Here is a 24,067-nt window from a genome sequence, read left to right on the forward strand (position 1 = left end):
ATCAAGTCAGAGAAGCAAGCGTCGTGCCAGACCGATCACAAAAATCAAATCTCCGCCTGCTGCGGGTTGCGTGAGGAAAGCGACGGAAAGGCTGCACCATCAGGATGCGCAGGCTGCACCAGTGGGGCATCGCGCACGCTACTGGATGTATATACATTCACGCGGTGAGACAGTAAACTTGGGGGACTTTCAGCATAAGGAACAGCAAATGGTCGAGCATACGGCACTGGCACAACTGGCGGCGGCAATGAGCGATGAACCCGCCCCGATTTATCAGCGGGTAAAGCAAGCCATCGTCAGCCAGATCCGTGAAGGGTTGTGGAAAGCGAATCAGCGTGTGCCATCAGAAAGTGAACTGGTAAATGAACTGGGCGTCAGCCGCATGACTATCAACCGGGCGCTGCGTGAACTCACCAGCGAAGGCTTCCTGGTGCGGATGCAGGGTGTCGGAACCTTCGTGGCGGAGATGAAAGGCTACACCGCCATGCTGGAAGTGCATAACATCGCCGATGAGATCGCCCAGCGCGGTCATCAGCACAGCTGCAAAATCCTCGCCATCGGCCAGAACAAAGCCGATCCCGAACAGGCTGCGGTACTGGGACTCACCACCGGGCAGACGCTGTTTCATTCGCTGATTGTGCACTACGAAAATGATCTGCCGGTGCAGCTGGAAGACCGTCTGGTCAATCCGCTGGTGGCACCTGATTACCTGACGCAGGATTACGAGAAGATGACGCCGTACACCTATCTGATGCGGGTTGCGCCGCTGACGGCGGGCGAGCACATCGTTGAAGCGGTGCTGCCCGATGCGCGTCAGCGTAAACATCTGTCGCTGGATGAACACGAACCCTGCCTGCTGATTCGCCGTCAGACCTGGAGCGACACGAAAATCGTGACCTATGCGCGCCTGCTCTATCCCGGCTCACGTTACAAACTGCTGGGTCGCTTCAGAGGACACGGCTAAGACGGGTAAACAGCAGCCTGGCATCACACTCGCACGGGCTGATTTGTACCTCTTCGTCGACCCACCACGCGCCCTGTTGCGCACTCAGTCTTTCTCCGTCAGCCGTCTGCCACGCACCCGCCAGAACCCAGGCGACGCCATGCAGCGCGCTGACGGGCGTGGTAACCACCTCCACCGTGGCCTGCCATTCACCGCGTCGCGTCATAATATTAAAATCTTCGCTGACGCTGCCCTGCAGTTGCGCCGTTAAGGCGAGTTCTCCGGCAAACGCCCACGGCTGTTGCGGCGTCAGCCGATGCTGCACGTCAGGCGCGGTTAATAACACCGGGTCGCCATGCAGCAGGGTGATGACCCGATCGATATCCGGAAAGGCAGAGAAGGGACCATCCTGGGCCAGCGTGGCAATACTGGCGCGCCAGCCGAAGCGATCCGCGCCGGGCGGGAAGCTGATGATTTCGCGGGTTTCGCCACCGCCGTTGCGCCAGCGACTCACCGCCAGCGCCTCGTATGCGAACCGGGCGATCATCGCAGTGCTGCCATCGCCTGAGCAAAGCGGGATGCACACGCCGTCTGCTGCGGATGCACGCCATCTTCCACCACGGCCTTACCGGCGACATAAACGTCGCGAATCTGATCGCGCTGTCCGGCAAACAGCCAGCGGTTAAGCACGGCGTAGGACTCAACGCTGCCAAGCCATGCTTCATCGCGCAGTACCAGCCAGTCGGCACGTTGCCCCACCGCCAGCGCGCCCTGCTGGATGCCGCACGCCTGCGCGCCACCCGCTGCCGCCTGTTGCCACAGCAGGTCACCCACCGACGGCTGGCCGGGCAGGGTAATCCGGTTGCGACGCTGGTCGCGCAGTCGCTGCGCATACTCCAGCCAGCGCAGCTCTTCCTGAGCGCTCAGCGAGACGTGACTGTCAGAGCCAATGCCCCAGCGTCCGCCCTGCGCGATATACTCCACCGCCGGGAAGATGCCGTCACCGAGGTTAGCTTCGGTGGTCGGACAGAGACCCGCCACCGCGCCGCTGCGGGCGAGACGCGACAGTTCACTCTCATCCAGATGAGTGGCGTGGATCAAACACCAGCGCGCATCCACCGCAAAACGGTTCAGCAGCCAGGCCACCGGACGCTCGCCGCTCCACGCCAGCGAGTCATTGACCTCTTTCTGCTGCTCAGCCACATGGATATGCACCGGCAGCGTCGGATCGCTGGCCGCCAGCACGTCGTGCATCTGGCTTTCACTCACCGCCCGCAGCGAATGGAAACAGAGGCCACGGTTCAGCAGTGGTCGCTGCTGCTGCCACGCATCCAGCCGCGCCTGCTGTTGCAGATAGCGATCGGTCTGCTGGATAAACCGTTTCTGACCGGCCGCTGCGGGCTGGCTGCCAAAGCCGCTGTAGCTGTAGAGCACCGGCAGCAGCGTCTGGCCGATACCGGCAATCTCCGCCGCGTCGATCAGCTGTTGCAGCATCGCGTCATCATCGTAGGGCGCGCCGCTGGGATCGTGATGCAGATAGTGAAACTCCGCCACCTGGGTATAACCGCCTTTCAGCATCTCGATGTAGAGCAGGGCAGCAATATCGCCCACCTGCTGGGGCGTCAGGCGCTGCACCATGCGGTACATCAGATCCCGCCAGGTCCAGAAGCTGTCCTGAGGATCGCCCGCCACTTCTGCCAGACCCGCCATGGCGCGCTGAAAGGCGTGCGAGTGCAGGTTGGCGATCGCCGGGATCACCTCGCCGTTGAGCCGAATCGCCTGCTCAGCGTGGCTGTCCGGGGTAATGGAGTCGATAAAACCGGCCTGATTGACCGTGATACGCACCTGCTGCTGCCAGCCCTCCGCCAGCAATGCGCGCGGGGCAAAAAACGTTGCCATGGTTGATCCTCACTGGATGTGGTTGTATATACATATACATACTTAGAGGCACAGTGTAAACGGCGGAGGCATGAGGCAGCGATGGCAGAAGAGATGCGCGTAGAGACGGTGTGGACCGGGGCCGACCTGGTCACCATGCGTGATGGAAAGTACCATCTGATACCTCAGGGCGCGCTTGTGGTGCGGGCGGGCAGGCTGGTATGGGTCGGGCCACAGGCGGAGATGCCCGCGTTCGTCGCCGATCAGCATCATCAACTGCCGGGGGGTATCGTGACGCCGGGACTGGTTGATTGTCATACCCATCTGGTGTTTGGCGGCGACCGCAGCCAGGAGTTTGAACAGCGCCTGAATGGCGTCAGCTATGCTGAGATCGCCGCGCAGGGCGGAGGCATTCTTTCCACCGTGCGCGCCACCCGCGCTGCCACTGAAGAGGAACTGGTGGCATCGGCCCGCTGGCGGCTCAATCGCCTGCTGGCCGAGGGCGTCACAACCGTAGAGATCAAGTCCGGCTATGGCCTGGATGAAGAGAGCGAACTGCGGATGCTGCGGGCGATTCGCCAGCTGCGAGAGAGCGTGGCCGCCGATGTCCGCGCGACCTGTCTGGCGGCCCATGCCTTTCCGCCGGAGTTTAAGCACGACCCGGACGGCTGGGTCGATATCATCTGCGACCGGCTGCTGCCGCAGGTTAAAGCGCTGGGGCTGGCGGATGCGGTGGATGCATTCTGTGAGCATCTCGCCTTTTCCCCTGAGCAGGTGGCGCGGGTGTTCGATCGGGCCGTGGCGCTGGGCATGCCGGTGAAACTGCATGCGGAACAGCTCTCGGCGCTGGGGGGCGCAGCAATGGCGGCGCGTTACGGCGCACTTTCTGCTGATCATCTTGAATACGCCACCGAAGAGGATGCCAGGGCGATGGCGGAGCATGGCACCGTGGCGGTGCTGCTGCCCGGTGCATTTTATCTGCTGCGCGAGACCCAGCGCCCACCGGTGGAACTGTTCCGGCAATACGGCGTGCCAATGGCGCTGGCCAGCGATGCCAATCCTGGTACGTCGCCTGCACTGTCGCTGCGTCTGATGCTCAACATGGGCTGCACGCTGTTTGGCATGACCCCGGAAGAGGCGCTGGCGGGCGTTACCCTGTGGGGCGCAAAAGCGCTGGGTCTGGCGGGGAGTCATGGCTCGCTGGAGGCGGGAAAAGTGGCAAACTTCGTGCACTGGCCGCTGGCCCGTCCGGCAGAACTGGTTTACTGGCTGGGTGGTGAACTGCCCTGTACCGTTGTCTATCGTGGAGAACCGCAATGAACCCTTTCTATTTTTCCCAGGGCAGCCTGCCGCTGCTGGTCAGCATTCCCCACGCCGGTACCGAGCTGACGCCTGAAGTGGACGCCGGACTAAGTGAGGCCGCGCGCGGCCTGCCTGATACCGACTGGCATATCCCGCTGCTGTATGATTTTGTGCGTGACCTCGGGGCCAGCGTGTTAATTGGCCGCTACTCCCGCTTTGTGGTTGACCTTAACCGTCCGCCCGATAACCAGCCGCTCTACACGACGGCCACCACTGGCCTGTTCCCGGAAACCCTGTTCGACGGCACGCCGACCTTTGCGCCAGGCAAAACGCCCGATGCCACGGAGCGTCAGGGCTACATCGATCAGATCTGGCAGCCTTATCATCAGCAGATTCAGCAGGAGCTGGCGCGGCTTAAAGCGCTGCATGGCTATGCGCTGCTGTTTGACGCGCACTCCATCGCTAGTGAAATTCCCCGCCTGTTTGAGGGCCGTCTGCCTGATATCAACGTCGGCACCAACGACGGCGCAAGCTGCACGCCTGCCATGAGCGCGGCGATTGAGGCGGTGTGCGCGGCACAGACCGACTACAGCTGGGTGATCAATGGGCGCTTTAAAGGCGGCTACATTACCCGCGCGTACGGTCAGCCGCAGCAGCAGATTGAGGCGGTGCAGCTGGAGCTGGCCCAGCTCAACTACATGGATGAAACCCCGCCTTACGCCTGGCAGCAGGTGCGTGCCGCCCGGTTACAGAAAGTGCTGAAGGCGATGATCCACGCCATGCTGGCGCAGGCCAAACCGCAGTAAATCAGCGATGCGCCACCCCGGTGCAGCGTTGCGCTTATCAGGTGCAGGCGAGGGCTTTTCGCCTGCCTGCGCCCATCCTCCCGCCCCTTTTTCCGTCTCTGCAGAGCTGGCATAACCTTTGCTTGGTTGTATGTACAAGTACAGCAGCGTCATCACCCCTGTCATAAATTACGTCTGGCTCACAAAATGAAAAAGCCGGCAATGAAGTGCGCTGCGTTAACTTGTATATACATGACATATCATCCTGTGAAATTTATGTTAAATCTCGTCAGGACAATCACCAGGCCGCTACTTCAGGAGAACCGTATGACACACCCTCTGACTCTTCGTCGTTTATGTCTTACTACGCTGGTTTCCAGTCTGCTGCTCTGTGGCGTCAGCGCCCAGGCTAAAGAGTGGAAGTCGATCACCATTGCCACTGAAGGCAGTTATGAACCCTGGAACCTGACCCTGCCGGGCGGCAAGCTGGGCGGTTTCGAACCGGAGCTGATGGCGGATCTCTGCCAGCGCATGGCGATCCAGTGCAAGCTGGTGGTGCAGAACTGGGATGGCATGATCGCCGGACTGAATGCCGGGAAATATGACGTGATCATGGATGCGATTGTGATTACGCCCGACCGCAAAAAAGTGGTGAATTTCACCGTGCCTTACGCCTCAACACCCGCCACCTTTATCACGGTAAAAGGGTCACTGCTGCCCGCCGACAGCAAGATCATCAAACTTACCGACGATGAAAAAACCATCGAGCCGGCCATCGCGCCACTGAAAGCGGCACTGAAGGGTAAAACGATTGGTATCGCCTCCGGCACGGTCTACACGCCGTTTATCGACAAATACTTCAAAGGGGTGGCGGATGTGCGTGAATACACCAGCTCAGCCGATGCGATCCTTGATTTGCAGGCCGGACGCATTGATGCGGTGTTTGATGATGTGACCTTTGCGCAGTCGATGCTGGCACGACCGGACAACCGTAACCTCAGTTTCAGCGGTCCACAGCTGGGTGGTCCCATCTGGGGTGAGGGCGAGGCGATGGGCGTTCGCATGGCAGACAACGATCTGAAAGCCCGGCTGGATCAGGCCATCAAAGCCGCGCTGGCCGATGGCACAGTGAAAAAGCTGAGCGAGAAGTGGTTCAAAACTGACGTCACACCCTGAGTGAGGTAACTGATGATAAGCCTGCTGAGTTTTGGCCCGGATGGCTGGGGACGGTTGATTCTGAGTGCCACGCTGACCACGCTGCTGCTGTCGTTTTCCGCGCTGCTGGTCGGCGCGGTGGTGGGATCGGGCGTCGCCGCCGCAAAGTTGTCTTCGCACCGCGCAGTTCGCTGGCTGGGTGAAGGCTACTCGGTGATTTTTCGTGGCATTCCTGAGCTGCTGGTGATCTATCTGTTTTACTTCGGTGGATCGGGACTGATCACGCAGATCGGACAACTGTTTGGCGCGGACGGTTTTATCGAAGCGCCGCCGTTTCTGATCGGGGCATTGGCGATCGGGCTTATCTCCGGCTCTTACCAGGCGGAAGTCTATCGCGCCGCACGGCTGGCTCTGGCGAAAGGGGAGATCGAAGCCGCCGTCGCCATTGGTATGCCGCGCTGGCGCATCCGGCAACGTATCCTGCTGCCGCAGGTGGCGCGCTATGCGCTGCCCGGCCTGTCTAACGTCTGGCAGATGAGCCTGAAAGATTCGGCGCTGGTGTCGGTGACCGGCATTGTCGAACTGATGCGGGCCAGCCAGATTGCAGCCGGTTCAACCCGTGATTACTTCTCCTTTTACCTGGTGGGCGGTGCCTGTTATCTGCTGCTGACGCTGCTGTCGAACCGCGCCTTTCTGCGCGCCGAATCCCGTCTGGGTCGCGCCTGGCAAAGCCGCACCGCTGCACAGCATTAAGGAGATTTATGATCGATTTCGCGTTTCTCTCTGACACCTTCCTGAAACTCAGCGCCGCGCTGCCGGTCACGCTCGGGTTGTTTATCAGCGCCTTTCTCTGCGGGGGCGTGCTGGCGGTGGGCATTCTGGCGCTGCGCATGAGCCGCTGGCGGCTGCTGAGTGCATTTGCCCGTGGCTACATTCTGGTATTTCGCGGCTCGCCGCTGATGATCCAGCTGTTCCTGATCTACTACGGCCTGGGACAGTTTGGGGTGATCCGCCACAGCGTCTTCTGGCCGTTTCTGCGTGAACCTTTTACCTGCGCGGTGCTGGCGCTGTCGCTCTGTACCGCCGCCTACACGGCGGAGATCCTGCGCGGTGCGCTGCTGGCGGTGCCGCCCGGTCAGGTGGAAGCGGGGATGGCGTGCGGCATGTCGCGCGGCCTGCTGCTGAGACGGATTATCGCGCCGGTGATGCTGCGTTATGCGCTGCCCGCGTACTCCACTGAAGCGATTCTGCTGGTGAAATCAACCGCGCTGGCCAGTCTGGTGACGGTGTGGGATGTCACCGGCGTGGCGCAGCAGATTATCCAGCGTACTTATCGCACCATGGAGGTGTTTCTCTGTGCGGCGGCGATCTACCTGATCCTTAACTTCATCATCGTCCAGCTGTATGCCCTGCTGGAGCGGCGTCTGACACCGGTTCATAAAGTGGAAAAAATGCCGTCACCGGCCGCTAAGGGCTTGTCCCCGGAGGAGAATAAACATGTCTGAATTGCCACCCGTCACGCTGTCGGCCAGCGATATCCATAAATCCTTTGGCGCGATGGAGGTGTTGAAGGGCATCTCGCTGCAGGCGCACCAGGGCGATGTTATCTCTATTCTCGGTGCCAGCGGCTCGGGTAAAAGTACGCTGCTGCGCTGCATCAACCTGCTTGAAACACCCGATTCCGGAGTCGTCAGCGTCGGCGGCGAAACCATTGAGATGAAGCGTCATGCGCGCGGGCACCAGCTGGCGGCTAATCCGCGTCAGATTGAGCGGCTGCGTTCCCGGCTCGGGATGGTGTTTCAGAGCTTCAATCTCTGGTCGCATCTCACCGTCCTGCAAAACGTCATTGAAGGGCCGCACTACGTGCTGAAGCGCGATAAAAAATCCTGCATCGCCCAGGCGGAACAGCTGCTGGATCGGGTCGGCCTGCTGAATCGCAAAGATTTCTATCCCGCCCAGCTTTCCGGTGGTCAGCAGCAGCGGGTGGCGATCGCCCGCGCACTGGCGATGGACCCGGAGGTGATGCTGTTTGATGAACCAACGTCGGCACTGGATCCGGAACTGGTGGGCGAGGTGCTGAAGGTGATGCGCAGCCTGGCGGAAGAGGGGCGCACCATGCTGGTGGTGACGCATGAGATGGGCTTTGCCCGCAACGTCTCAAACCGGGTGGTGTTTATGCATCAGGGCACGATTGATTGTCAGGGCACGCCAGAGGCGATGTTCGGCGACGCCGGTTCGGCGCGCTTTAAGCAGTTTATCTCCAGTCATCATCAGGTGGAGCCGGTGGTATGAGTGACGGGATGATTCAGACGCAGGTCTGGGGCGATGGCCCGCTGACGTGGCAGGCGCTGGTGCAGGTCGCCCGGCACGGTGCCACCCTGACGCTGAGCGACAGCGCCTGGCAGCGCATCGCACAGAGCCGTGAAATCGTCGGTAATATCGTGGCGGCGGGGCAGGTGGCCTACGGCATCAATACCGGATTAGGAGCATTGTGTAACATCACCCTTTCTGAAGATGAACTGAGCCAGCTGTCGCGCAATACCCTGCTGAGCCATGCCTGTGGTGTCGGGCCGGTGCTGAAAAAAGCGGAGGTGCGCGCCATTATGTGTGCCGCAATCGCCAACTATAGCCACGGCAAATCCGGTGTGTCAGTGGCGCTGGTACAGCAACTGCTGGCGCTGCTGAATCTGCAGATTACGCCACAGGTGCCGTCGCAGGGATCGGTGGGTTATCTGACCCACATGGCGCATATCGGTCTGGCCCTGATCGGCATCGGCGAGGTGGAGTGGCAGGGCGAAATCATGCCCGCGCAGCAGGCGCTGGCTCAGGCGGGTTTGGCGCCTTACCGGCCCGGTGCCAAAGAGGGGCTGAGCCTGGTCAACGGCACGCCCTGCATGACCGGCTTAGCCTGTCTGGCGCTGGACGATGCCGAACGTCTGCTGGACTGGGCGGATGTGACGGGCGCAATGAGCTTTGAGGCGCTGCGCGGTCAGCTGGTGGCCTTTGACGCTGAGGTGCTGGCGCTCAAGGCCAGTCCGGGGATTCAGCGCAGCGGCGAACGCCTGCGTCAGTTGCTGAGTGACAGCCCGCTGCTGAACGCGAGCGTCGGCATCCGGACTCAGGATGCGATGAGTCTGCGGTCGATGCCGCAGGTTCACGGTGCCTGCCGCGATCAGTTTGATCACGCCGCCCGTCAGGTGGAGACCGAACTCAACGCCTGTACCGACAATCCGCTGATTCTGGGCACGCCGCAGGAATGGCGCGTGGTGTCACAATCACATCCGCATGGTGAATCGGTGGCGATGGCCTGTGACCTGCTAGCGATTGCGCTGGCGGAGCTGGGGAGTATTGCCGAACGACGGCTGGATCGGCTGGTGAATCCGCTGGTCAGCGGCCTGCCACCGTTTCTGGTGGCCGAGCCGGGCGTCAATTCCGGCATGATGATTGCGCAGTACGTCGCGGCCTCGCTTTGCGCGGAAAACCGTCAGCTGGCGCAGCCTGCGGTGCTCGACAACTATGTCACGTCAGGATTACAGGAGGATCATCTGAGCCTCGGCACCGGGTCGGCGCTGAAGCTGCTGAAGCTGGTGAGCAACGTCGATCACATTATCGCGATTGAGTATCTGCTGGCGGCGCAGGCGCTGGAGTTTCACGGTGAATCACAGCTGGCAGCCGGCACGCGGCGCGCCTGGCAGCATCTGCGGCAGGTTGTTGATCGCTGGCAGCAGGATCGCTGGCTGGCACCCGACATCGCCCGCGCGGTGGCGCAGATAAAAGCGCATCGGGCCGATGCGCTTATGGAGTGAGGATTATTTGCGGCGTGCGTCCGGACGGACTAAATCGAAGCGCTGCGCTTCACTGATGCCATAATAGGCGCTCGGGCCGCCCGCGCGCAGAATCGGTTCGGCTTTCGCGGTCTGATAAATGCCCTCTTCAAGCAGTGATTCATCGATGTGGATCGCCACCGCTTCACCCATCACCAGCCAGCTGTCGAGTTGGTTGCCGCTGGCATCCTGCAGCTGAATCAGTTGCGTCAGGCGGCACTCGAAGTTGACCGGGCTTTCAGCCACCAGGCTGGCGCTGACCTGGGAAGCCGCCAGCGGAGTTAATCCGGCAAAAGCGAACTCATCCTGATCGGCAGGCAGCGAAGCAGAACTTTCGTTCATCGCCTCAGCCAGCGGGCGGGTCGCCAGGTTCCAGACGAACTCTTTAGTCTCTGCAATATTCCGGACGCTGTCTTTCCAGCCGCTGCTGGCGAAACCGATAATCGGCGGATGATAGTTGAAGCAGTTAAAGAAGCTGTAAGGCGCCAGATTACGCTGGCCGCTGGCGCTGACAGAGCTAATCCAGCCAATCGGGCGCGGCCCGATAATGGCGTTCAGCGGATCGTGCGGCAGACCGTGGCCCGCACGGGGTTGATAGGAATAGCGTTTATGGCTCATAACTTCTCCAGCAGGGAATTTTATTTATCTTAGCCCGACAGCATCACCCGACGGAATCGGAAAGAGGTAAGCGGATGGTGCGGGTTTATTTTCCGCCGCCTACAGCGTATTGTACGCGCGCCTGAATAATTGAGAGAAAGTATGAAAAAGTCAGCCAGCACGTCGCCCTTCCACGCCCGCAATCGCCATCAGGGCGAATACGATTTTGCCGCGTTAACCGCTGCTCATCCGCCGCTGAAGGCTAAAGTCCGGCCTAATGGTTATGGCGTGAAGTCCGTGGATTTTGCGGACCCGGAGGCGGTGATGCTGCTGAACCAGGCGCTGATCAAACTCTTTTACGACATCGACTGGCAGCTTTCTCCCGGCTCACTCTGCCCGCCAGTACCGGGACGCGCCGATTATCTGCACTACCTTGCCGATCTGCTGGCGCTGGATAACAACGGCGTCATCCCGATGGCGGACATCCTCGATGTGGGCTGCGGGGCAAACTGCATCTATCCACTGATTGGCGCGGCGGAATATGGCTGGCGCTTTACCGGCACCGAGATTGATGAAGCCGCCATTAAAGCGGCTAACCGCATCGTCGCTGCCAACCCACGCCTGACGCGTCAGATCCGTCTGCGTCGTCAGAAAAACAACGATGCGGTGCTGGCAGGTGTGGTCAGCAAAACGGAATTCTTCAGCGCGGTGATGTGTAATCCGCCGTTCCACGCGTCGCCGGATGAGGCGGTGGCCGGTTCGCAGCGTAAGGTCCGCAATCTCGGACTGGATAAGAGTGCGCCGCTTAACTTTGGCGGGCAGCACAACGAGCTGTGGTATCCCGGTGGCGAGAAAGGCTTCATCGGCAAGATGATCGCCGAGAGCGTGGCGCTGGGTCGTCAGATCGGCTGGTTTACCTCGCTGGTGTCGCGCAAAGAGAACTTACCGGCGCTGGAAAAACAGCTGCAGGCGCTCGACGTCGCTGAGGTGCGGGTGGTGAATATGGCGCAGGGTCAGAAGCAGAGCCGCTTCCTGGCGTGGAGTTTTATGGCTGCCGCCCCGCGCAGCAAGCTGCTGAGCCGCCTGGGTAACTAAGATATCTCTTTACGCGGGTAACACGTTTATCTGCGAAAGAAGAGTAAAAAAGAACGGGCCGCTTAGCGGCCCGTTTTGATCAGGAGACGTGCTGCAGGAATTCGCGCAGACGTTCGCTGGGTGGATTGCTGATCAGGCTGTCGGGATCGCCATCTTCCGCAATCCGGCCTTTGTCGATAAAGATCAGGCGCGACGCGACCTTCTGAGCGAAGCCCACCTCATGCGTCACAATCACCATCGTCATGCCTTCTTCCGCCAGATCCTGCATCACTTTCAGGACTTCGTGACGCAGCTCCGGGTCCAGCGCTGAGGTTGGCTCATCAAACAGCATCATCTTCGGCTTAACCGCCAGCGCACGGGCAATCGCCACACGCTGCTGCTGGCCACCGGATAGCTCAGACGGGAAGTGATGCGCCCGCTCGGCAAGGCCCACTTTGCCCAGCAGCTCACGCGCCAGCTGGCGAGCGGCTTCTTTGCTGGCACCACGCACCCGGATCGGACCAAAGGCAACGTTGTCCAGCGCGCTCATCTGTGGGAACAGATGAAACTGCTGAAACACCATGCCCGCTTCCTGACGAATCAGGCGGTCGTCGACTTTCGGATCATTCACGCGCAGGCCATCAACGATCAGCTCGCCGCTGGTGATCTCTTCCAGCTTGTTAATGCAGCGCAGCAGGGTCGACTTACCGGAACCGGATGGGCCGATAATCACCACCACTTCGCCCTGATTAATCTTCAGATCAATATTGTGCAGCACCTGGGTCTGGCCAAAATGCTTGGAGACATCTTTAAATTCAATCACAGGATTTTCACCCTTTTCTCAATGCGGCGCAGCACAAAGCTCAACACCAGCGTAATCACCAGATAGATGATCGCGACGGCACTCCAGATTTCCAGAGCGCGGAAGTTACCGGCAATAATCTCCTGACCCTGACGTGTCAGTTCAGCCACACCGATAACGATAAACAGCGAGGTATCTTTGATGCTGACAATCCACTGGTTGCCCAGCGGCGGCAGCATACGGCGCAGCGCCAGCGGCATAATCACGTAGCGCAGCGTCTCACGGCTCGACAGGCCAAGCGCCAGTCCGGCTTCGCGGAAGCCCTTGTTGATCGACAGCACGGCACCACGGGTAATCTCGGCAATATACGCGCCCGAGTTAATCATGATGGTTACGACCGCTGCGCTGAAGGGATCAATGCGCAGGTCGGGGAACGCCATCGGCAGAGCAAAGTAGATAAACATCACCTGCACCACGATAGGGGTGCCGCGGATGATTTCGATAAACACCAGTGCGATGTTATTAGTGATCCAGCCACCGTAAGCGCGGGCAAAACCGGCTATCAGCCCGATGAACAGGCCGCCAACCAGTCCGATAATAGAGATAATCAAGGTCAGTTTAGCGCCTTCAAGCAGCGCTGGCATGGCGGGCCAGATGACGCTCCAGTCAAAATCCATGGTGTCACTCCAGATATGTTGCGATGGAAAAAAGCAGGGAAAAAGTTTCCCTGCTGAAATCAGATAACGGGCAAATTATTATTTAGGTTCGGTGCCGAACCATTTTTTATAGAGCGTGTTGTAGGTGCCGTTCTCTTTCAGGGTTTTCAGTGCGCCGTTTACCTTTTCACGTAAATCGTCGCTGCCTTTCGGGAAGGCGATACCGTACTGCTGCGCTTCAATCGAATCGCCTACCGCTTTAAAGCGGCCTTTACCGGCGGTGTGGATGAAGTAAAGGATGTTTGGCGTGTCATGCAGCACGGCGTCCGCACGGTTGGTGCCCAGCTCCATGTAGGCGCTGTCGATATTCGGGAACTGACGCAGATCTTTCGATTTGATGTTGGCTTTCGCGTACTCCACAGAGCCGGTGCCGCTTTTCACTGCGACGACTTTACCGTTCAGATCGCTGATGCCTTTGATGTCGTTCTCATTGTTACGCACCATCACCTGCAGACCGCTTTTGTAATAGCCATCAGAGAATTCGATCGCTTTTTTACGTTCTTCGGTAATGGTGATGCCCGCCAGTGCCAGATCGACATTGCGCGTTTGCAGTGCAGGGATAATGCCGCTGAAATCCATTGGCTTCAGGGTGTAATCGAGCTTCAGCTCTTTCGCAATGGCATCCCACAGGTCTACGTCAAAGCCGACATACTTATCACCCTGTTTGAATTCAAACGGAACAAAGGCGGTATCGGTCGCGACGACCAGCTTCTTTTCTGCTGCAGTGGAGGAGAGGGAGAAGGCCAGCGCCAGCGCGGCCACAGAAACTTTTAACAGTGACTTCATCATTTTTCCTTTTTTTACTACCAGGCGGCAGGGCCTGCGTTTGCGGCTTGTCATATGAAAGAATTATGCCAACATTGCAAAATCCGCGAAATCAGAGAGTTAAATAACATAGCTGACACGATTTTGCAGTTAATTCTGCCTTTGCACCGTTTTGGTGCTCAATTTTGGTGCAGGTGGCTGTTTTGGTGCAAGCGGTAGTGTGCCTCAGATGTTAAGGCTGTGAAGCGAAGGAAGGAAGAAGTGTTAACAGGGTCATAAAAATGCGGTAACACAGACGTAAAAAAGGCGGGTTTCCCCGCCTGATTGACTGCATTGAGTCTTATTCAATGTTGGCTTCGATGAACCACAGGAATTTATCCAGATCGCGTGATGCCGCAGTAAAGATGTCAGCGGTATCTTCGTCTTTCACTTCAGAAATGGCTTTACGGGTATCGTTAGCAACAACGCTGTAGCGGTCAGCCAGTGCTTTCAGGTGATCCTGAACGCTATGAATATTCAGCGGATAGCTTTTCAGCGGAGTGGTGTCGTTAACAACCTGCGTGGTGCCCAGCGCCACGCCACCCAGCTGAACAACACGTTCTGCAATGGTGTCCTGATGATCGGTGATTGCAGTACGGAAGCCATCCAGCATCTCATGCACACCGATGAAGTTAGCACCGCGCATGTTCCAGTGCGCCTGCTTAGTAATCAATGACAGGTCAATAAACTCGACTACCAGACGGTTCAACACCGCGATGGTGGCTTTCTTCTCGTCTTCGGCCACGTCATTGCGGGTATAAATCAGGTCAGAAGATTTAGTTTTAACCAATTTAGCGGTACTCATCGTTTCAGTCCTCTCTTTGATGGTTGTCCTAATCAAGTACCGGATAAGTATAGCAGCGCTTTTCAGCTTTGCAGAAACGACTTTGTCGATGGATGAAATAGCGTACGTCTTTATCAGAAGGGGAGCAGCGCGGAAAAGGTTAATGCCATGTTAAAATATAAAATCTTCTCTATATGATTTAAAATCAATAGCTTATGAGCATTTGTAAATAACAGGTAAGCGTCTGTTTCAAAATAGTCAGAGCATTAAAGGGCAATGGTTAAGAATAATTCTCATGATGAGCATGATTGTTATTTAGCCCGCCGGCAGGGCGGGCTAAATGCGTTTATTTCTGACTATCGTCTGATAATTCAACGCTGTTTAACTGGCTCTTTTTCGGCCGCATGGTCAGTGTGGACCCGGCTGATGCGATGATGATGGCCAGCAGCGCCAGCCACTGAAGCCCGGTCAGGGTTTCCCCCAGAAACAGCATGCCGGAAAAGGCGGCCATGGCCGGTTCCAGACTCATCAGCGTACCGAAGATGCGCGCTGGTAAGCGGGTGAGAGCGATCATCTCCAGAGAGTAGGGAATAGCGCTGGAGAGCAGGGCAACCAGCAATGCGATTGGCATCACGGCCCAGGTCCAGATGCCACTTTCTGCAAACGTCAGCCCCAGCGGCACAAAAATCACCGAGGCAATTAGCGAACCGATTGCCACAGTAGCAGGGCCATGTTCTGCACCTGCCCGCTGTCCCGCCAGGATATAGATCGCCCAGCAGGCACCCGCACCCACGGCCAGCGCAGCGCCCAGCGGATCAATCGCGGTCATACCCGTGCCAAAAGGCAGCAGGAACCACAGACCAATGACTGCCAGCAGAACCCAGACAAAATCGAGCGGCCGGCGCGATCCAAACAGCGCCAGTGCCAGCGGGCCGGTGAATTCCAGTCCCACCGCCACGCCCAGCGGCACGGTACGAATCGCCAGATAGAACGTAAAATTCATGGTGCCCAACGCCAGACCGTACATCAGCAGAGGCAGACGTTGTTCCCGACTGAAGCGTAAACGCCAGGGTTTGAAGATGACACAGAGGATCAGCGTGCCGAAGCCCAGGCGCAGCGCGGTGATACCGGTGGCACCCACAGCAGGAAACAGGCTTTTTGCCAGCGAAGCACCGCCCTGCAGCGACAGCATCGCAATCAGGAGTACGGCAATCGGCAATAGTATCGGGGCAAGGTTTTTAGAAGCGGGAGAGGCAGACATCCTGTGTACTTTTCCTGGTCATCGACGTAATGAGTGAGCCAGTGTAAAGGAAATGGCGGGCAAAAAATCACGCAAATACGTTTTTTAATTTGCCTTAGTTGAGCAAAATATGGCCAAAATCAGTGCCATTTCGGTAAAGAAATGTCAGGATTTTTTAGGATTTAACTTAAAGCACGAAATGAGCACGAAATGATTATTGCAGGAAGATGACGGTTTTTATAAGAAAAATGAATGACATAGTATGTCGCATTAACTTCCTGTTACACCAAACTTTCTGTTAGACAACAAAATCCGGGCAGAGTTTCTCGCTATTTTTTGTTATATTTTCAGCGTTGTCAGGAGAGAAGTATTTTCACATTTGAGGTGGTTATGAAAAAAATTGCATGTCTTTCAGCATTAGCCTGTGTACTGGCAGTATCTGCAGGTTCAGCAATGGCACAGAGCACCGTAACTGGTGGCTATGCTCAGAGCGATTATCAGGGCGTTGCTAACAAAGCTAACGGCTTCAACCTGAAATACCGCTACGAAGACGGTTCTAACCCACTGGGTTGGATCGGTTCATTCACCTACACTGAAAAAGATCGTACCGAAGATGGCGTTTACAATAAAGGCCAGTACTACGGTGTGACCGGTGGTCCAGCTTTCCGTCTGAACGACTGGGCTAGCATCTATGGTGTTGTAGGTATCGGCTACGGTAAATACCAGGCTAACGATACTTCATCACGCGATAAAGCTGACACCAGCGACGTAGGTTTCTCTTACGGTGCAGGTATGCAGTTTAACCCAATTCAGGACATCGCTGTTGACGTTGGTTACGAGCAGAGCCGTATCCGTAACGTTGACGTCGGTACCTGGATTGCTGGCGTAGGTTACAGCTTCTAAGTTTAGCTTAGCTGACCTGCAAAAAAACGGCCCCTTGTGGGCCGTTTTTTATTGTGCTGATTTCACCCGCCACTATCCTACCTCAGCCCGTTTCCCGCCTCTTCCTAAAATCTGAAGCCGATCAACATTCACGCGACGTTATGCCGCAGGGCATCATGTTCTGATGGAATTTTAGAAAACAGAGAAGGGGGAAAGTGCGCCTTTCAGCCAGCGGCTGAAAAGGCACTGAATCAGGATTAGCCGCGCCAGATCAGATTCTGACAGCGACGATCGGCAGGCTTATGGCCCAGCAGTTTCTCAATCAACATCAGACGCAGTGTGAACGGGGAACGCGTCAGCAGGCACAGCCAGGATTTCATCTCCGTGGTTGTTTTCTTCTCAGCCTGGAAGCATTTGCTGCAATCTAAGCAACATTTCAGGGTGCTCATAGAATCACCTCCCAATCATTGTCGACGCGGTAGTCAGCAACCTGCGGTGAGAAGCGTCATCATCACCGGAGCAGCAAAGGATCAACGAGGATCGTACTTTTGCTGCTTACATTATCATCGAATATAGCACTGGCTATATCATTTAGCCAAGGCTAATGACGAAAAATTTGAGCTTCTTTGCGGCTGGTTTACAATGAGCGCAGCTAAGTCCGTACAGCAGTGTCAGTACGGGCAATAATAATGAGGAAGCTGAATGAGTCGTCGTGCTAAAAGCGTGGTTTCTGCGCCAAAAGGACCACTGAAAGATATTGAAGAGCATGTCGAAGGTTTTCGGCAGGTGCGTGAAGCGCATCGTCGGGAATTAATTGATGACTACGTTGAGTTAATCTCTGATTTGATTGGTGAATTTGGCGAAGCGCGTCAGGTCGATATGGCGGCCCGCCTGGGCGTTTCGCAACCGACCGTGGCTAAAATGCTGAAGCGGCTTGGCAGTGCCGGGCTGGTTGAGCAGGTGCCTTACCGCGGTGTCTTCCTGACCAGTGAAGGTGAGAAGCTGGCAGAAGAGAGCCGCGCCCGACATCATATTGTTGAAAGTTTTCTGCTGGCGTTAGGCATCAGTCCCGAAACAGCCCGACGCGATTCAGAAGGTATTGAACATCACGTCAGTGATGAAACTCTGGCTGTATTTAAGAAGTTCTCCGAAACCCGTTAACGCTAAGGCGTACTCTCACCATGCCTCAACTGCTTCGATCTTTTTTGCATGACTCTATTTTGCATTTATTAATCGTGATTGGTGTAGTTCTGGCATTTCTGGCGGATTTTCGCTGGGCCGAACTGCCCGGTGCCGTAGACTGGCACACCATTATCACACTCACCGGGCTGTTAATTCTGACCAAAGGGCTGGAAACCAGCGGCTACTTTGACGTGCTGGGGGGACGACTGATTGCCCGTTTCCGGCACGAACGTGCGCTGGCACTGTTTATGGTGCTGGCTGCTGCGTTGCTCTCGACGTTTCTGACCAACGATGTGGCGCTGTTTATTCTGGTGCCGCTGACGTTAACGCTGCGGAAGTTCTCACATTTACCTATCTCGCGACTGATCATTTTCGAGGCACTGGCGGTTAATGCCGGATCGCTGCTGACGCCGGTCGGCAATCCGCAAAACATTCTGCTGTGGAGTCACGGCAAGCTCAGCGTGATTGGATTCATTGTGCAGATGCTGCCGCTGGCCGCCTGGCTGCTGTTGAGCCTGGTGGTACTGACCTGGTTCAGCTTCTCAAAGCGGTCGATTGATAAGCATGATAATCCGGAGCAGCCGGAGTGGCAGAAGCCGCTGTTTATCGTCAGCGTGGTGTTGTACCTGCTGTTTATCGCCGGTCTGGAGCTGGAGATCACCGGCTGGATACTGCTGCTGATCCTCGCCACCTTTATGGTGATGGCGCGTCAGGTATTGCAACGCATCGACTGGAGCCTGCTGGCGGTGTTTATCGCCATGTTTGTTGACGTCTTCCTGCTGACCCGTCTGCCGGTGATGCAGGCTCACTTTGATGCGGTGGCACACTTCGGTCAGGCACAGCTCTACCTGCTGGCGATTGGTCTGTCACAGGTGATCAGTAACGTCCCGGCCACGATTCTGCTGCTGCAAAAAGTCCCGCCGACCGAACTGCTCGCCTGGGCGGTCAACATTGGCGGATTTGGTCTGCTGCCGGGTTCACTGGCTAACCTGATTGCCCTGCGTATGGCGAAAGATCGCGCCGTCTGGTGGCAATTCCATCTCTTTTCCCTTCCTCTGCTGGCCTGGTCAATGGCCAGCGGCTGGCTGCTTCTGCGGTTGCTTAATTAGGCCCGACGCATCCTGCTGCCACTCAGAGGTGGCAGGATGTGCGCCATTCCTCAAGTTTCGTAAAGTTGCACTGGATTTTGTCAGTTTCCGATATAAGGTTAACAGGACCTTTATGCCCGGAATCAGGGCCTTAGCCAGTGATGGGAACTATGAGCGAGAATAATCAACGCGATCCACACCAGCAGGACGCAGAAAACGCGACGGATAAAAGCCGTCAGCCAGAGGAAAATCAGGACAACGACAAGCAGCCTGAGCGCAAACGCCCCGGTAAAAAGCCGCTGATTATTCTGGCGGTAGTGGTGGTGATTATGCTGATTGTCGGTCTGTGGTTCTGGTTATCTACCCGCAATATTGAAACTACCGACGACGCCTTTACCGAAAGCGATGCCGTTACCATTGCGCCTAAAGCCTCCGGCTATGTCGTAAAGCTACTGGTAAAAGATAACCAGCGGGTGAAGAAGGGCGATCTGCTGGTGGAGATCGATCCCAGCGACAACCGTGCCCAGCGTGAGCAGGCGAATGCGCAGCTCGGTTTAGCGGTGGCTCAATTGCATCAGGCGCAGGCCCAGCTGGCGCTGTCAAAGGTGCAGTATCCGGCACAGCGCGATCAGGCTCTGGCCGATCAGGCTAAAGCGGAAGCGAATATGCTGAATGCGCAGGCGGATTATCGTCGCCAGCGTGGCGTTGACCCGCGCGCGACCAGTCAGCGTAATATCGACAGCGCCTCCGCGCAGTTACGTTCGGCGCAGGCACAGTTGCAGAGTGCGAAAGCCCAGGTTGAAGTCGCGTCACAGGTTGCCCTGCAGATTCGTCAGCAGGAGACCAATGTTGAAGCGCGTCAGCAACAGGTTGAGCAGGCGAAAGCGCAGTTAAGCACGGCCGATCTTAATCTCTCCTATACCCAGGTTCGCGCACCCTATGACGGGTTTATCACCAAGCGTAACGTTCAGCTGGGCACATTGGTGCAGGCCGGTTCATCGCTGTTCTCGCTGGTCTCACCTGAAATCTGGGTGACCGCAAACTTCAAAGAGTCTCAGCTGCAACGCATGAATCCGGGCGACAAAGTCGAAATCAGCGTTGATGCCTGGCCGGATATGAAACTGGAAGGACACGTCGACAGTATCCAGATGGGCTCTGGCTCGCGCTTCTCAACCTTCCCGTCAGAAAACGCCACCGGTAACTACGTGAAAATCGTTCAGCGCGTGCCGGTGAAAATCGTGATCGACAAGGGCCTGGATCCGAATCATCCCCTGCCGCTGGGTCTCTCAGTTGAACCGAAGGTAACGGTGGAATGAGTACGGCGCAGAGCTGGAAACCGGCCAGTAATCCGTGGTTAGTGGCGATCACGGTGACGCTGGCGGTGTTTATGGAGATCCTCGACACCACCATCGTCAACGTGGCGCTGCCGCACATCGCCGGTTCGCTTTCCTCCAGTTACGATGAGTCAACGTGGGTGCTGACCTCCTATCTGGTAGCGAACGGCATTGTGCTGCCTATCTCTGCGTTCTTCAGCCGGCTGTTTGGCCGTAAACAGTTCTTCCTGATTTGCATCGTGATGTTCACCATCTGCTCGTTCCTGTGCGGTATCGCAACGGAACTGTGGCAGATCATTTTGTTTCGCGTGCTGCAGGGTTTTTTTGGTGGCGGATTGCAGCCGGTTCAGCAGTCCGTGCTGCTGGACTACTTCAAGCCGGCAGATCGCGGCAAGGCCTTTGGTCTCTCCTCTATCGCCATTATCGTCGCACCGGTTATTGGCCCGACATTAGGGGGCTGGATCACCGACAACTACAGCTGGCGCTGGGTGTTCTTTATTAACATTCCGGTGGGCGTACTGACTGTGCTGGCGATCTATCAGCTGCTGGAAGATCCACCGTGGGAGCGTAAATGGGCCAAAGGTAAACTGAAGATCGATTACATCGGTATCAGCCTGATTACCTTAGGGCTGGGTTGTCTGCAGGTGATGCTGGATCGTGGAGAAGATGAGGACTGGTTCGCCTCGCACTTCATCGTACTGTTTGCTGTTCTGGCGCTGGTCGGCATCGTCGGGGCCATCTACTGGCTGATGTATGCCCGTAAGCCAGTGGTCGATATTCTGGTGATGAAAGACCGCAACTTCTGGGTGGCCGGGCTGTTGATGGCGGGCATGGCGATGATTCTGTACGGCAGTTCCGTGGTGCTGCCACAGCTGGCGCAGCAGGATCTGGGTTACACCGCGACCTGGTCAGGGCTGGTGTTGTCGCCCGGCGCGGTACTGATCGTGCTGACGATTCCGCTGGTGCTGAAACTGATGCCGATTGTGCAGACGCGATACATCATCGCCTTTGGCTTCAGCTGTCTGGCCGTGGCATTTTTCTACTCCGCCACTTTAACGCCGAATGTCGATTTCAAAACGCTGGTGATGATGCGCAGCGCACAGTCAATCGGGCTGGGTTTCCTGTTTGTCCCGCTGACGACGATCGCCTTTGTCACTATTCCGCAGCGGCTTAATGCGGACGCCTCGGCGCTGTTTACCATGTTCCGAAACGTGGCTGGATCGATTGGGATCTCACTCTCGACCGCGGCCATCACCGAGCGCGCACAGGCGCGGTCGGCGCATATGGTGCATAACATGACGCCGCTGAACGAGCCGTTCAACATTACGCTTCAGCACTGGGCGCAGGCGATACGTGACTTTACCTCGGCGGTGGGCGATCCCGTCACGCTGGCAACCGGACAGCTCTATCAGGAGATGATTGCGCAGTCGCGTATTCTCGCTTACATCGATGTCTTCTCAGGCCTGAGTATTGTCGCCCTGATTTTGATTCCATTTTGTTGGCTGCTGTCGCCGATTAAGAGCGAAGGCAGTGCAGGAGCACACTAACATGAAGGTTTTTTACTCTCATCGCCTGAAACCCCTGAGTTTACTGCTGGCCCTTGGGCTTGCGGGCTGCGCCGTCGGGCCTGACTATCAGGCACCGAAACCTGTCGTGCCGGGTAGCTATAACACCCTGGATTCGCAGGAAGCGTCGAAGCCGCAAAATGCCGCGATTAATTCCCGCTGGTGGCGCAGCTTCAACGATCCGCAGCTCGACAGCCTGATTGAGCGGGCCATCGCGGGCAATCTGAGCCTGCAGCAGACGGTGCTGCGCATTGCTGGCGCGCGTGAACAGCTGACGCAGGCGCAGGGCAGTCTGTTACCCAGTCTGAGTGGTTCAGCCAAAGTGACGCGTCAGCAGCTCGGGCTTAAAGGCTTGCTGGAATCCAATGGCGCAACCGATCAGCTCGACAGCAACGTGGCCAGCCAGCTGAATGGCCTGACCCAGCCGGTTAATCTCTATCAGGGCAGCTTTGATGCCAGCTGGGAGCTCGACCTGTGGGGCAAAGTACGCCGTCAGGTTGAGGCCGCCAATGCCCAGCAGCAGGCCGCGATAGAACAACGCAATGATGCGCTGGTTTCGCTGGAAGCCGAAGTGGCGCGGGCCTGGCTGCAGCTGCGAGGCGCGCAGAGCACCATTCAGACACTGCAACAGCAGATTGAGATTGCGCAGCAGACGACCGAGCTGACCCAGAGCCAGCAGCGTAATGGTCTGGCTCCGCTGACCGATGTGGAAAATGCCCGTGCCCAGCTCAGCACGCTGCAGGCGCAACTGCCGCAGTATCAGGCACAGGCACGGCAGGCGATGAATGGGTTAGCGGTGCTGCTCGGCAAAACGCCGGGCGCGCTGGATGCTGAACTCAGTACGCCAAAAGCGTTACCCCCGCTGCCGCAGTTTGTTCAGGTGGGCATTCCTTCCACGCTGGCTCGCCGTCGTCCTGATATTCGTCAGGCTGAAGCGACGCTGCATGCACAAACCGCTGAGATCGGCGTGTCTGTCGCGCAGCTTTTCCCGAGTCTGTCTCTGACCGGCCAGCTGGGCGTGCGCAACACCGACGTCAGCTATCTGGATAACTGGAGCAGCCATTTCTACAGCTACGGCCCGTCGTTATCGATTCCGATTTTCCAGGGCGGACAGCTGGTGTCGAGCGTGAAGTTAGCGCGGGCGCAACAAGCCAGCGCCGCGCTGGATTATCGTCAGACGGTGCTGACGGCGCTGCAGGATGTGGAGAATGCGCTGGTCAGCTACCGTGCCGATCAACAGCGCGTTACGGCATTGGATGAGACAACCGGCGCCCTGCAGCGTGCCTTTGATCTCGCCAGCGACAGTTATCGTCAGGGGCTCTCGACCTTCCTGGAGGTGCTGGATGCGCAGCGTCAGCTGGCACAGGCGCAGGAGCAGGCGACGCAGGCGCGGATGCAGAGCGCACTCGATTTAGTGGCGCTCTATAAAGCACTGGGCGGCGGCTGGGAAACATACCAGAACGTTGATATGCCGGACTACCCGGTATTTGGCCCGGCCACGCAGGCGAATTAGTCCTCCGGCGGTCACTGCCTCTGCGCAGTGACCGCTTTATCTCTCTCCTTCATTTCGATTAAAACAGAAAGTTTCAGCCTCTCAACGTCGTTTACGATGATCTAACCCGTTGAATAAATAGGTATCTCAGCTTCACCCTGTCCGGTGCAGTCAGCAGAAAATAAACTACAGACAACAGCAGGGATATTATCGGTCGGTCTGGCTGGCGGTTATTCTTATGCTACTGGCACATCCTGGATTCCGGTTTTTGAGCTGCGTCACCTTTGTGAGTTTATTTCTTTGATGCTTTTATAAAGCACCTTACACCAGGCTGAGCCAGGCAAAGCTGTTATTGCGCAGCGGAGCACGCTGCGATTAATCCGACTCTGCTGCAAATCGCAGCGGTAAAAAAAGGATTAACCAGCGGCAGGGGACATAATAAAAAAAATGCAGAGCGGTAATTCTCTTGCGCTATTTCACGGTGCTGCGGGTGGCTTTTTAAGCATAATCTGTAAGCTGGTGTGACAGGGATCGCAGTCGGGCCACCGTTTTAATCTGTTATTGCCGGGAGCCTGATTGCAAATAATAATGCTGCACAGCCCGCTTTTAGCGGAGAGCGT

At 57.1% G+C, this 24,067-nt stretch carries 24 protein-coding genes; 15 read left to right on the top strand and 9 right to left on the bottom strand.

Annotated features, from left to right (window positions below; translation table 11 throughout):
• The first annotated feature begins 208 nt into the window (after window positions 1-208).
• Window positions 209-964, top strand: coding sequence for a histidine utilization repressor (hutC, locus tag ACN1CO_RS02055; RefSeq protein ID WP_419137293.1), 756 nt, complete (start codon window positions 209-211; stop codon window positions 962-964).
• Here the strand turns inward: hutC and ACN1CO_RS02060 are convergent.
• On the bottom strand, window positions 948-1,490 hold the full coding sequence (locus ACN1CO_RS02060; protein WP_419137295.1) for a HutD family protein: 543 nt from the start codon (window positions 1,488-1,490) through the stop codon (window positions 948-950). The genes hutC and ACN1CO_RS02060 overlap by 17 nt on opposite strands.
• Entirely contained in the window at window positions 1,487-2,842 is a 1,356-nt protein-coding gene (locus tag ACN1CO_RS02065) for a formimidoylglutamate deiminase (RefSeq protein WP_419137297.1), read from the bottom strand. The genes ACN1CO_RS02060 and ACN1CO_RS02065 overlap by 4 nt, the downstream gene beginning before the upstream one ends.
• An 81-nt stretch (window positions 2,843-2,923) precedes the next feature.
• On the opposite strand from ACN1CO_RS02065, the gene hutI reads away from it, so the two are divergent.
• The 7 genes from hutI (at window position 2,924) to hutH (ending at window position 9,869) form a co-directional block, all read left to right on the top strand.
• The gene (gene hutI / locus ACN1CO_RS02070) at window positions 2,924-4,141 is read left to right on the top strand and encodes an imidazolonepropionase (protein ID WP_419137299.1); all 1,218 of its coding nucleotides are present in this window, start codon (window positions 2,924-2,926) and stop codon (window positions 4,139-4,141) included.
• Window positions 4,138-4,929 (top strand): N-formylglutamate deformylase, encoded by a 792-nt coding sequence (hutG, locus tag ACN1CO_RS02075; RefSeq protein ID WP_419137301.1) that lies wholly within the window; start codon window positions 4,138-4,140, stop codon window positions 4,927-4,929. The genes hutI and hutG overlap by 4 nt, the downstream gene beginning before the upstream one ends.
• A 306-nt stretch (window positions 4,930-5,235) precedes the next feature.
• Window positions 5,236-6,084: a transporter substrate-binding domain-containing protein gene (locus ACN1CO_RS02080; protein WP_008925090.1), complete on the top strand. Its 849-nt coding sequence runs from the start codon at window positions 5,236-5,238 to the stop codon at window positions 6,082-6,084.
• 12 nt (window positions 6,085-6,096) lie between these two features.
• The gene (locus tag ACN1CO_RS02085) at window positions 6,097-6,816 is read left to right on the top strand and encodes an ABC transporter permease (RefSeq protein ID WP_419137303.1); all 720 of its coding nucleotides are present in this window, start codon (window positions 6,097-6,099) and stop codon (window positions 6,814-6,816) included.
• 8 nt (window positions 6,817-6,824) lie between these two features.
• The gene (locus ACN1CO_RS02090; protein WP_419137305.1) at window positions 6,825-7,568 is read left to right on the top strand and encodes an ABC transporter permease; all 744 of its coding nucleotides are present in this window, start codon (window positions 6,825-6,827) and stop codon (window positions 7,566-7,568) included.
• The gene (locus ACN1CO_RS02095) at window positions 7,561-8,355 is read left to right on the top strand and encodes an ABC transporter ATP-binding protein (RefSeq protein WP_419137307.1); all 795 of its coding nucleotides are present in this window, start codon (window positions 7,561-7,563) and stop codon (window positions 8,353-8,355) included. The genes ACN1CO_RS02090 and ACN1CO_RS02095 overlap by 8 nt, the downstream gene beginning before the upstream one ends.
• A gap of 8 nt (window positions 8,356-8,363) precedes the next feature.
• On the top strand, window positions 8,364-9,869 hold the full coding sequence (gene hutH / locus ACN1CO_RS02100) for a histidine ammonia-lyase (RefSeq protein WP_419138954.1): 1,506 nt from the start codon (window positions 8,364-8,366) through the stop codon (window positions 9,867-9,869).
• A gap of 3 nt (window positions 9,870-9,872) precedes the next feature.
• Here hutH and ACN1CO_RS02105 read toward each other — a convergent pair whose 3' ends face one another.
• The gene (locus ACN1CO_RS02105; RefSeq protein ID WP_419137309.1) at window positions 9,873-10,505 is read right to left on the bottom strand and encodes a flavin reductase family protein; all 633 of its coding nucleotides are present in this window, start codon (window positions 10,503-10,505) and stop codon (window positions 9,873-9,875) included.
• A 141-nt stretch (window positions 10,506-10,646) separates the two neighbouring features.
• Here ACN1CO_RS02105 and rlmF point away from each other — a divergent pair, with 141 nt between their 5' ends.
• Complete coding sequence (gene rlmF, locus ACN1CO_RS02110) at window positions 10,647-11,579, top strand: 23S rRNA (adenine(1618)-N(6))-methyltransferase RlmF (RefSeq protein WP_419137311.1); 933 nt, start codon at window positions 10,647-10,649, stop codon at window positions 11,577-11,579.
• 79 nt (window positions 11,580-11,658) lie between these two features.
• Here rlmF and glnQ read toward each other — a convergent pair whose 3' ends face one another.
• From glnQ to rhtA, 5 genes are all read right to left on the bottom strand, one after another.
• Window positions 11,659-12,381: a glutamine ABC transporter ATP-binding protein GlnQ gene (gene glnQ / locus ACN1CO_RS02115; protein WP_010254327.1), complete on the bottom strand. Its 723-nt coding sequence runs from the start codon at window positions 12,379-12,381 to the stop codon at window positions 11,659-11,661.
• A complete protein-coding gene (gene glnP / locus ACN1CO_RS02120; RefSeq protein WP_136197138.1) occupies window positions 12,378-13,037 on the bottom strand; it encodes a glutamine ABC transporter permease GlnP in 660 nt (219 codons plus the stop codon). The genes glnQ and glnP overlap by 4 nt, the downstream gene beginning before the upstream one ends.
• A 78-nt stretch (window positions 13,038-13,115) precedes the next feature.
• The gene (gene glnH, locus ACN1CO_RS02125; RefSeq protein WP_090962721.1) at window positions 13,116-13,862 is read right to left on the bottom strand and encodes a glutamine ABC transporter substrate-binding protein GlnH; all 747 of its coding nucleotides are present in this window, start codon (window positions 13,860-13,862) and stop codon (window positions 13,116-13,118) included.
• Between the two features lie 319 nt (window positions 13,863-14,181).
• Window positions 14,182-14,685 carry a DNA starvation/stationary phase protection protein Dps gene (gene dps / locus ACN1CO_RS02130; protein WP_090962719.1) on the bottom strand — a complete coding sequence of 168 codons (504 nt, stop codon included), beginning with the start codon at window positions 14,683-14,685 and terminating at the stop codon, window positions 14,182-14,184.
• Between the two features lie 325 nt (window positions 14,686-15,010).
• Window positions 15,011-15,925 (bottom strand): threonine/homoserine exporter RhtA, encoded by a 915-nt coding sequence (rhtA, locus tag ACN1CO_RS02135; RefSeq protein ID WP_419137314.1) that lies wholly within the window; start codon window positions 15,923-15,925, stop codon window positions 15,011-15,013.
• 369 nt (window positions 15,926-16,294) lie between these two features.
• On the opposite strand from rhtA, the gene ompX reads away from it, so the two are divergent.
• Window positions 16,295-16,807 (top strand): outer membrane protein OmpX, encoded by a 513-nt coding sequence (ompX, locus tag ACN1CO_RS02140; RefSeq protein WP_419137316.1) that lies wholly within the window; start codon window positions 16,295-16,297, stop codon window positions 16,805-16,807.
• Between the two features lie 236 nt (window positions 16,808-17,043).
• Here ompX and ACN1CO_RS02145 read toward each other — a convergent pair whose 3' ends face one another.
• Window positions 17,044-17,235 carry a hypothetical protein gene (locus ACN1CO_RS02145; protein WP_033782439.1) on the bottom strand — a complete coding sequence of 64 codons (192 nt, stop codon included), beginning with the start codon at window positions 17,233-17,235 and terminating at the stop codon, window positions 17,044-17,046.
• A gap of 253 nt (window positions 17,236-17,488) precedes the next feature.
• Here ACN1CO_RS02145 and mntR point away from each other — a divergent pair, with 253 nt between their 5' ends.
• The 5 genes from mntR to ACN1CO_RS02170 all read left to right on the top strand — a co-directional run bounded on the left by mntR (window position 17,489) and on the right by ACN1CO_RS02170 (window position 23,468).
• Entirely contained in the window at window positions 17,489-17,947 is a 459-nt protein-coding gene (gene mntR / locus ACN1CO_RS02150) for a manganese-binding transcriptional regulator MntR (protein ID WP_003850512.1), read from the top strand.
• Window positions 17,948-17,967: 20 nt separating this feature from the next.
• Complete coding sequence (locus ACN1CO_RS02155; protein WP_419137318.1) at window positions 17,968-19,077, top strand: SLC13 family permease; 1,110 nt, start codon at window positions 17,968-17,970, stop codon at window positions 19,075-19,077.
• 149 nt (window positions 19,078-19,226) lie between these two features.
• Window positions 19,227-20,372, top strand: coding sequence for an HlyD family secretion protein (locus ACN1CO_RS02160; protein WP_419137320.1), 1,146 nt, complete (start codon window positions 19,227-19,229; stop codon window positions 20,370-20,372).
• Window positions 20,369-21,937, top strand: coding sequence for a DHA2 family efflux MFS transporter permease subunit (locus tag ACN1CO_RS02165; protein WP_419137322.1), 1,569 nt, complete (start codon window positions 20,369-20,371; stop codon window positions 21,935-21,937). Before ACN1CO_RS02160 ends, ACN1CO_RS02165 begins: the two co-directional genes overlap by 4 nt.
• Window position 21,938: 1 nt before the next feature.
• Window positions 21,939-23,468, top strand: coding sequence for an efflux transporter outer membrane subunit (locus ACN1CO_RS02170; RefSeq protein WP_419137324.1), 1,530 nt, complete (start codon window positions 21,939-21,941; stop codon window positions 23,466-23,468).
• Window positions 23,469-24,067 lie beyond the last annotated feature (599 nt).

The organism is Pantoea sp. R13S299 (assembly GCF_048515925.1).
Classification (GTDB): domain Bacteria; phylum Pseudomonadota; class Gammaproteobacteria; order Enterobacterales; family Enterobacteriaceae; genus Pantoea.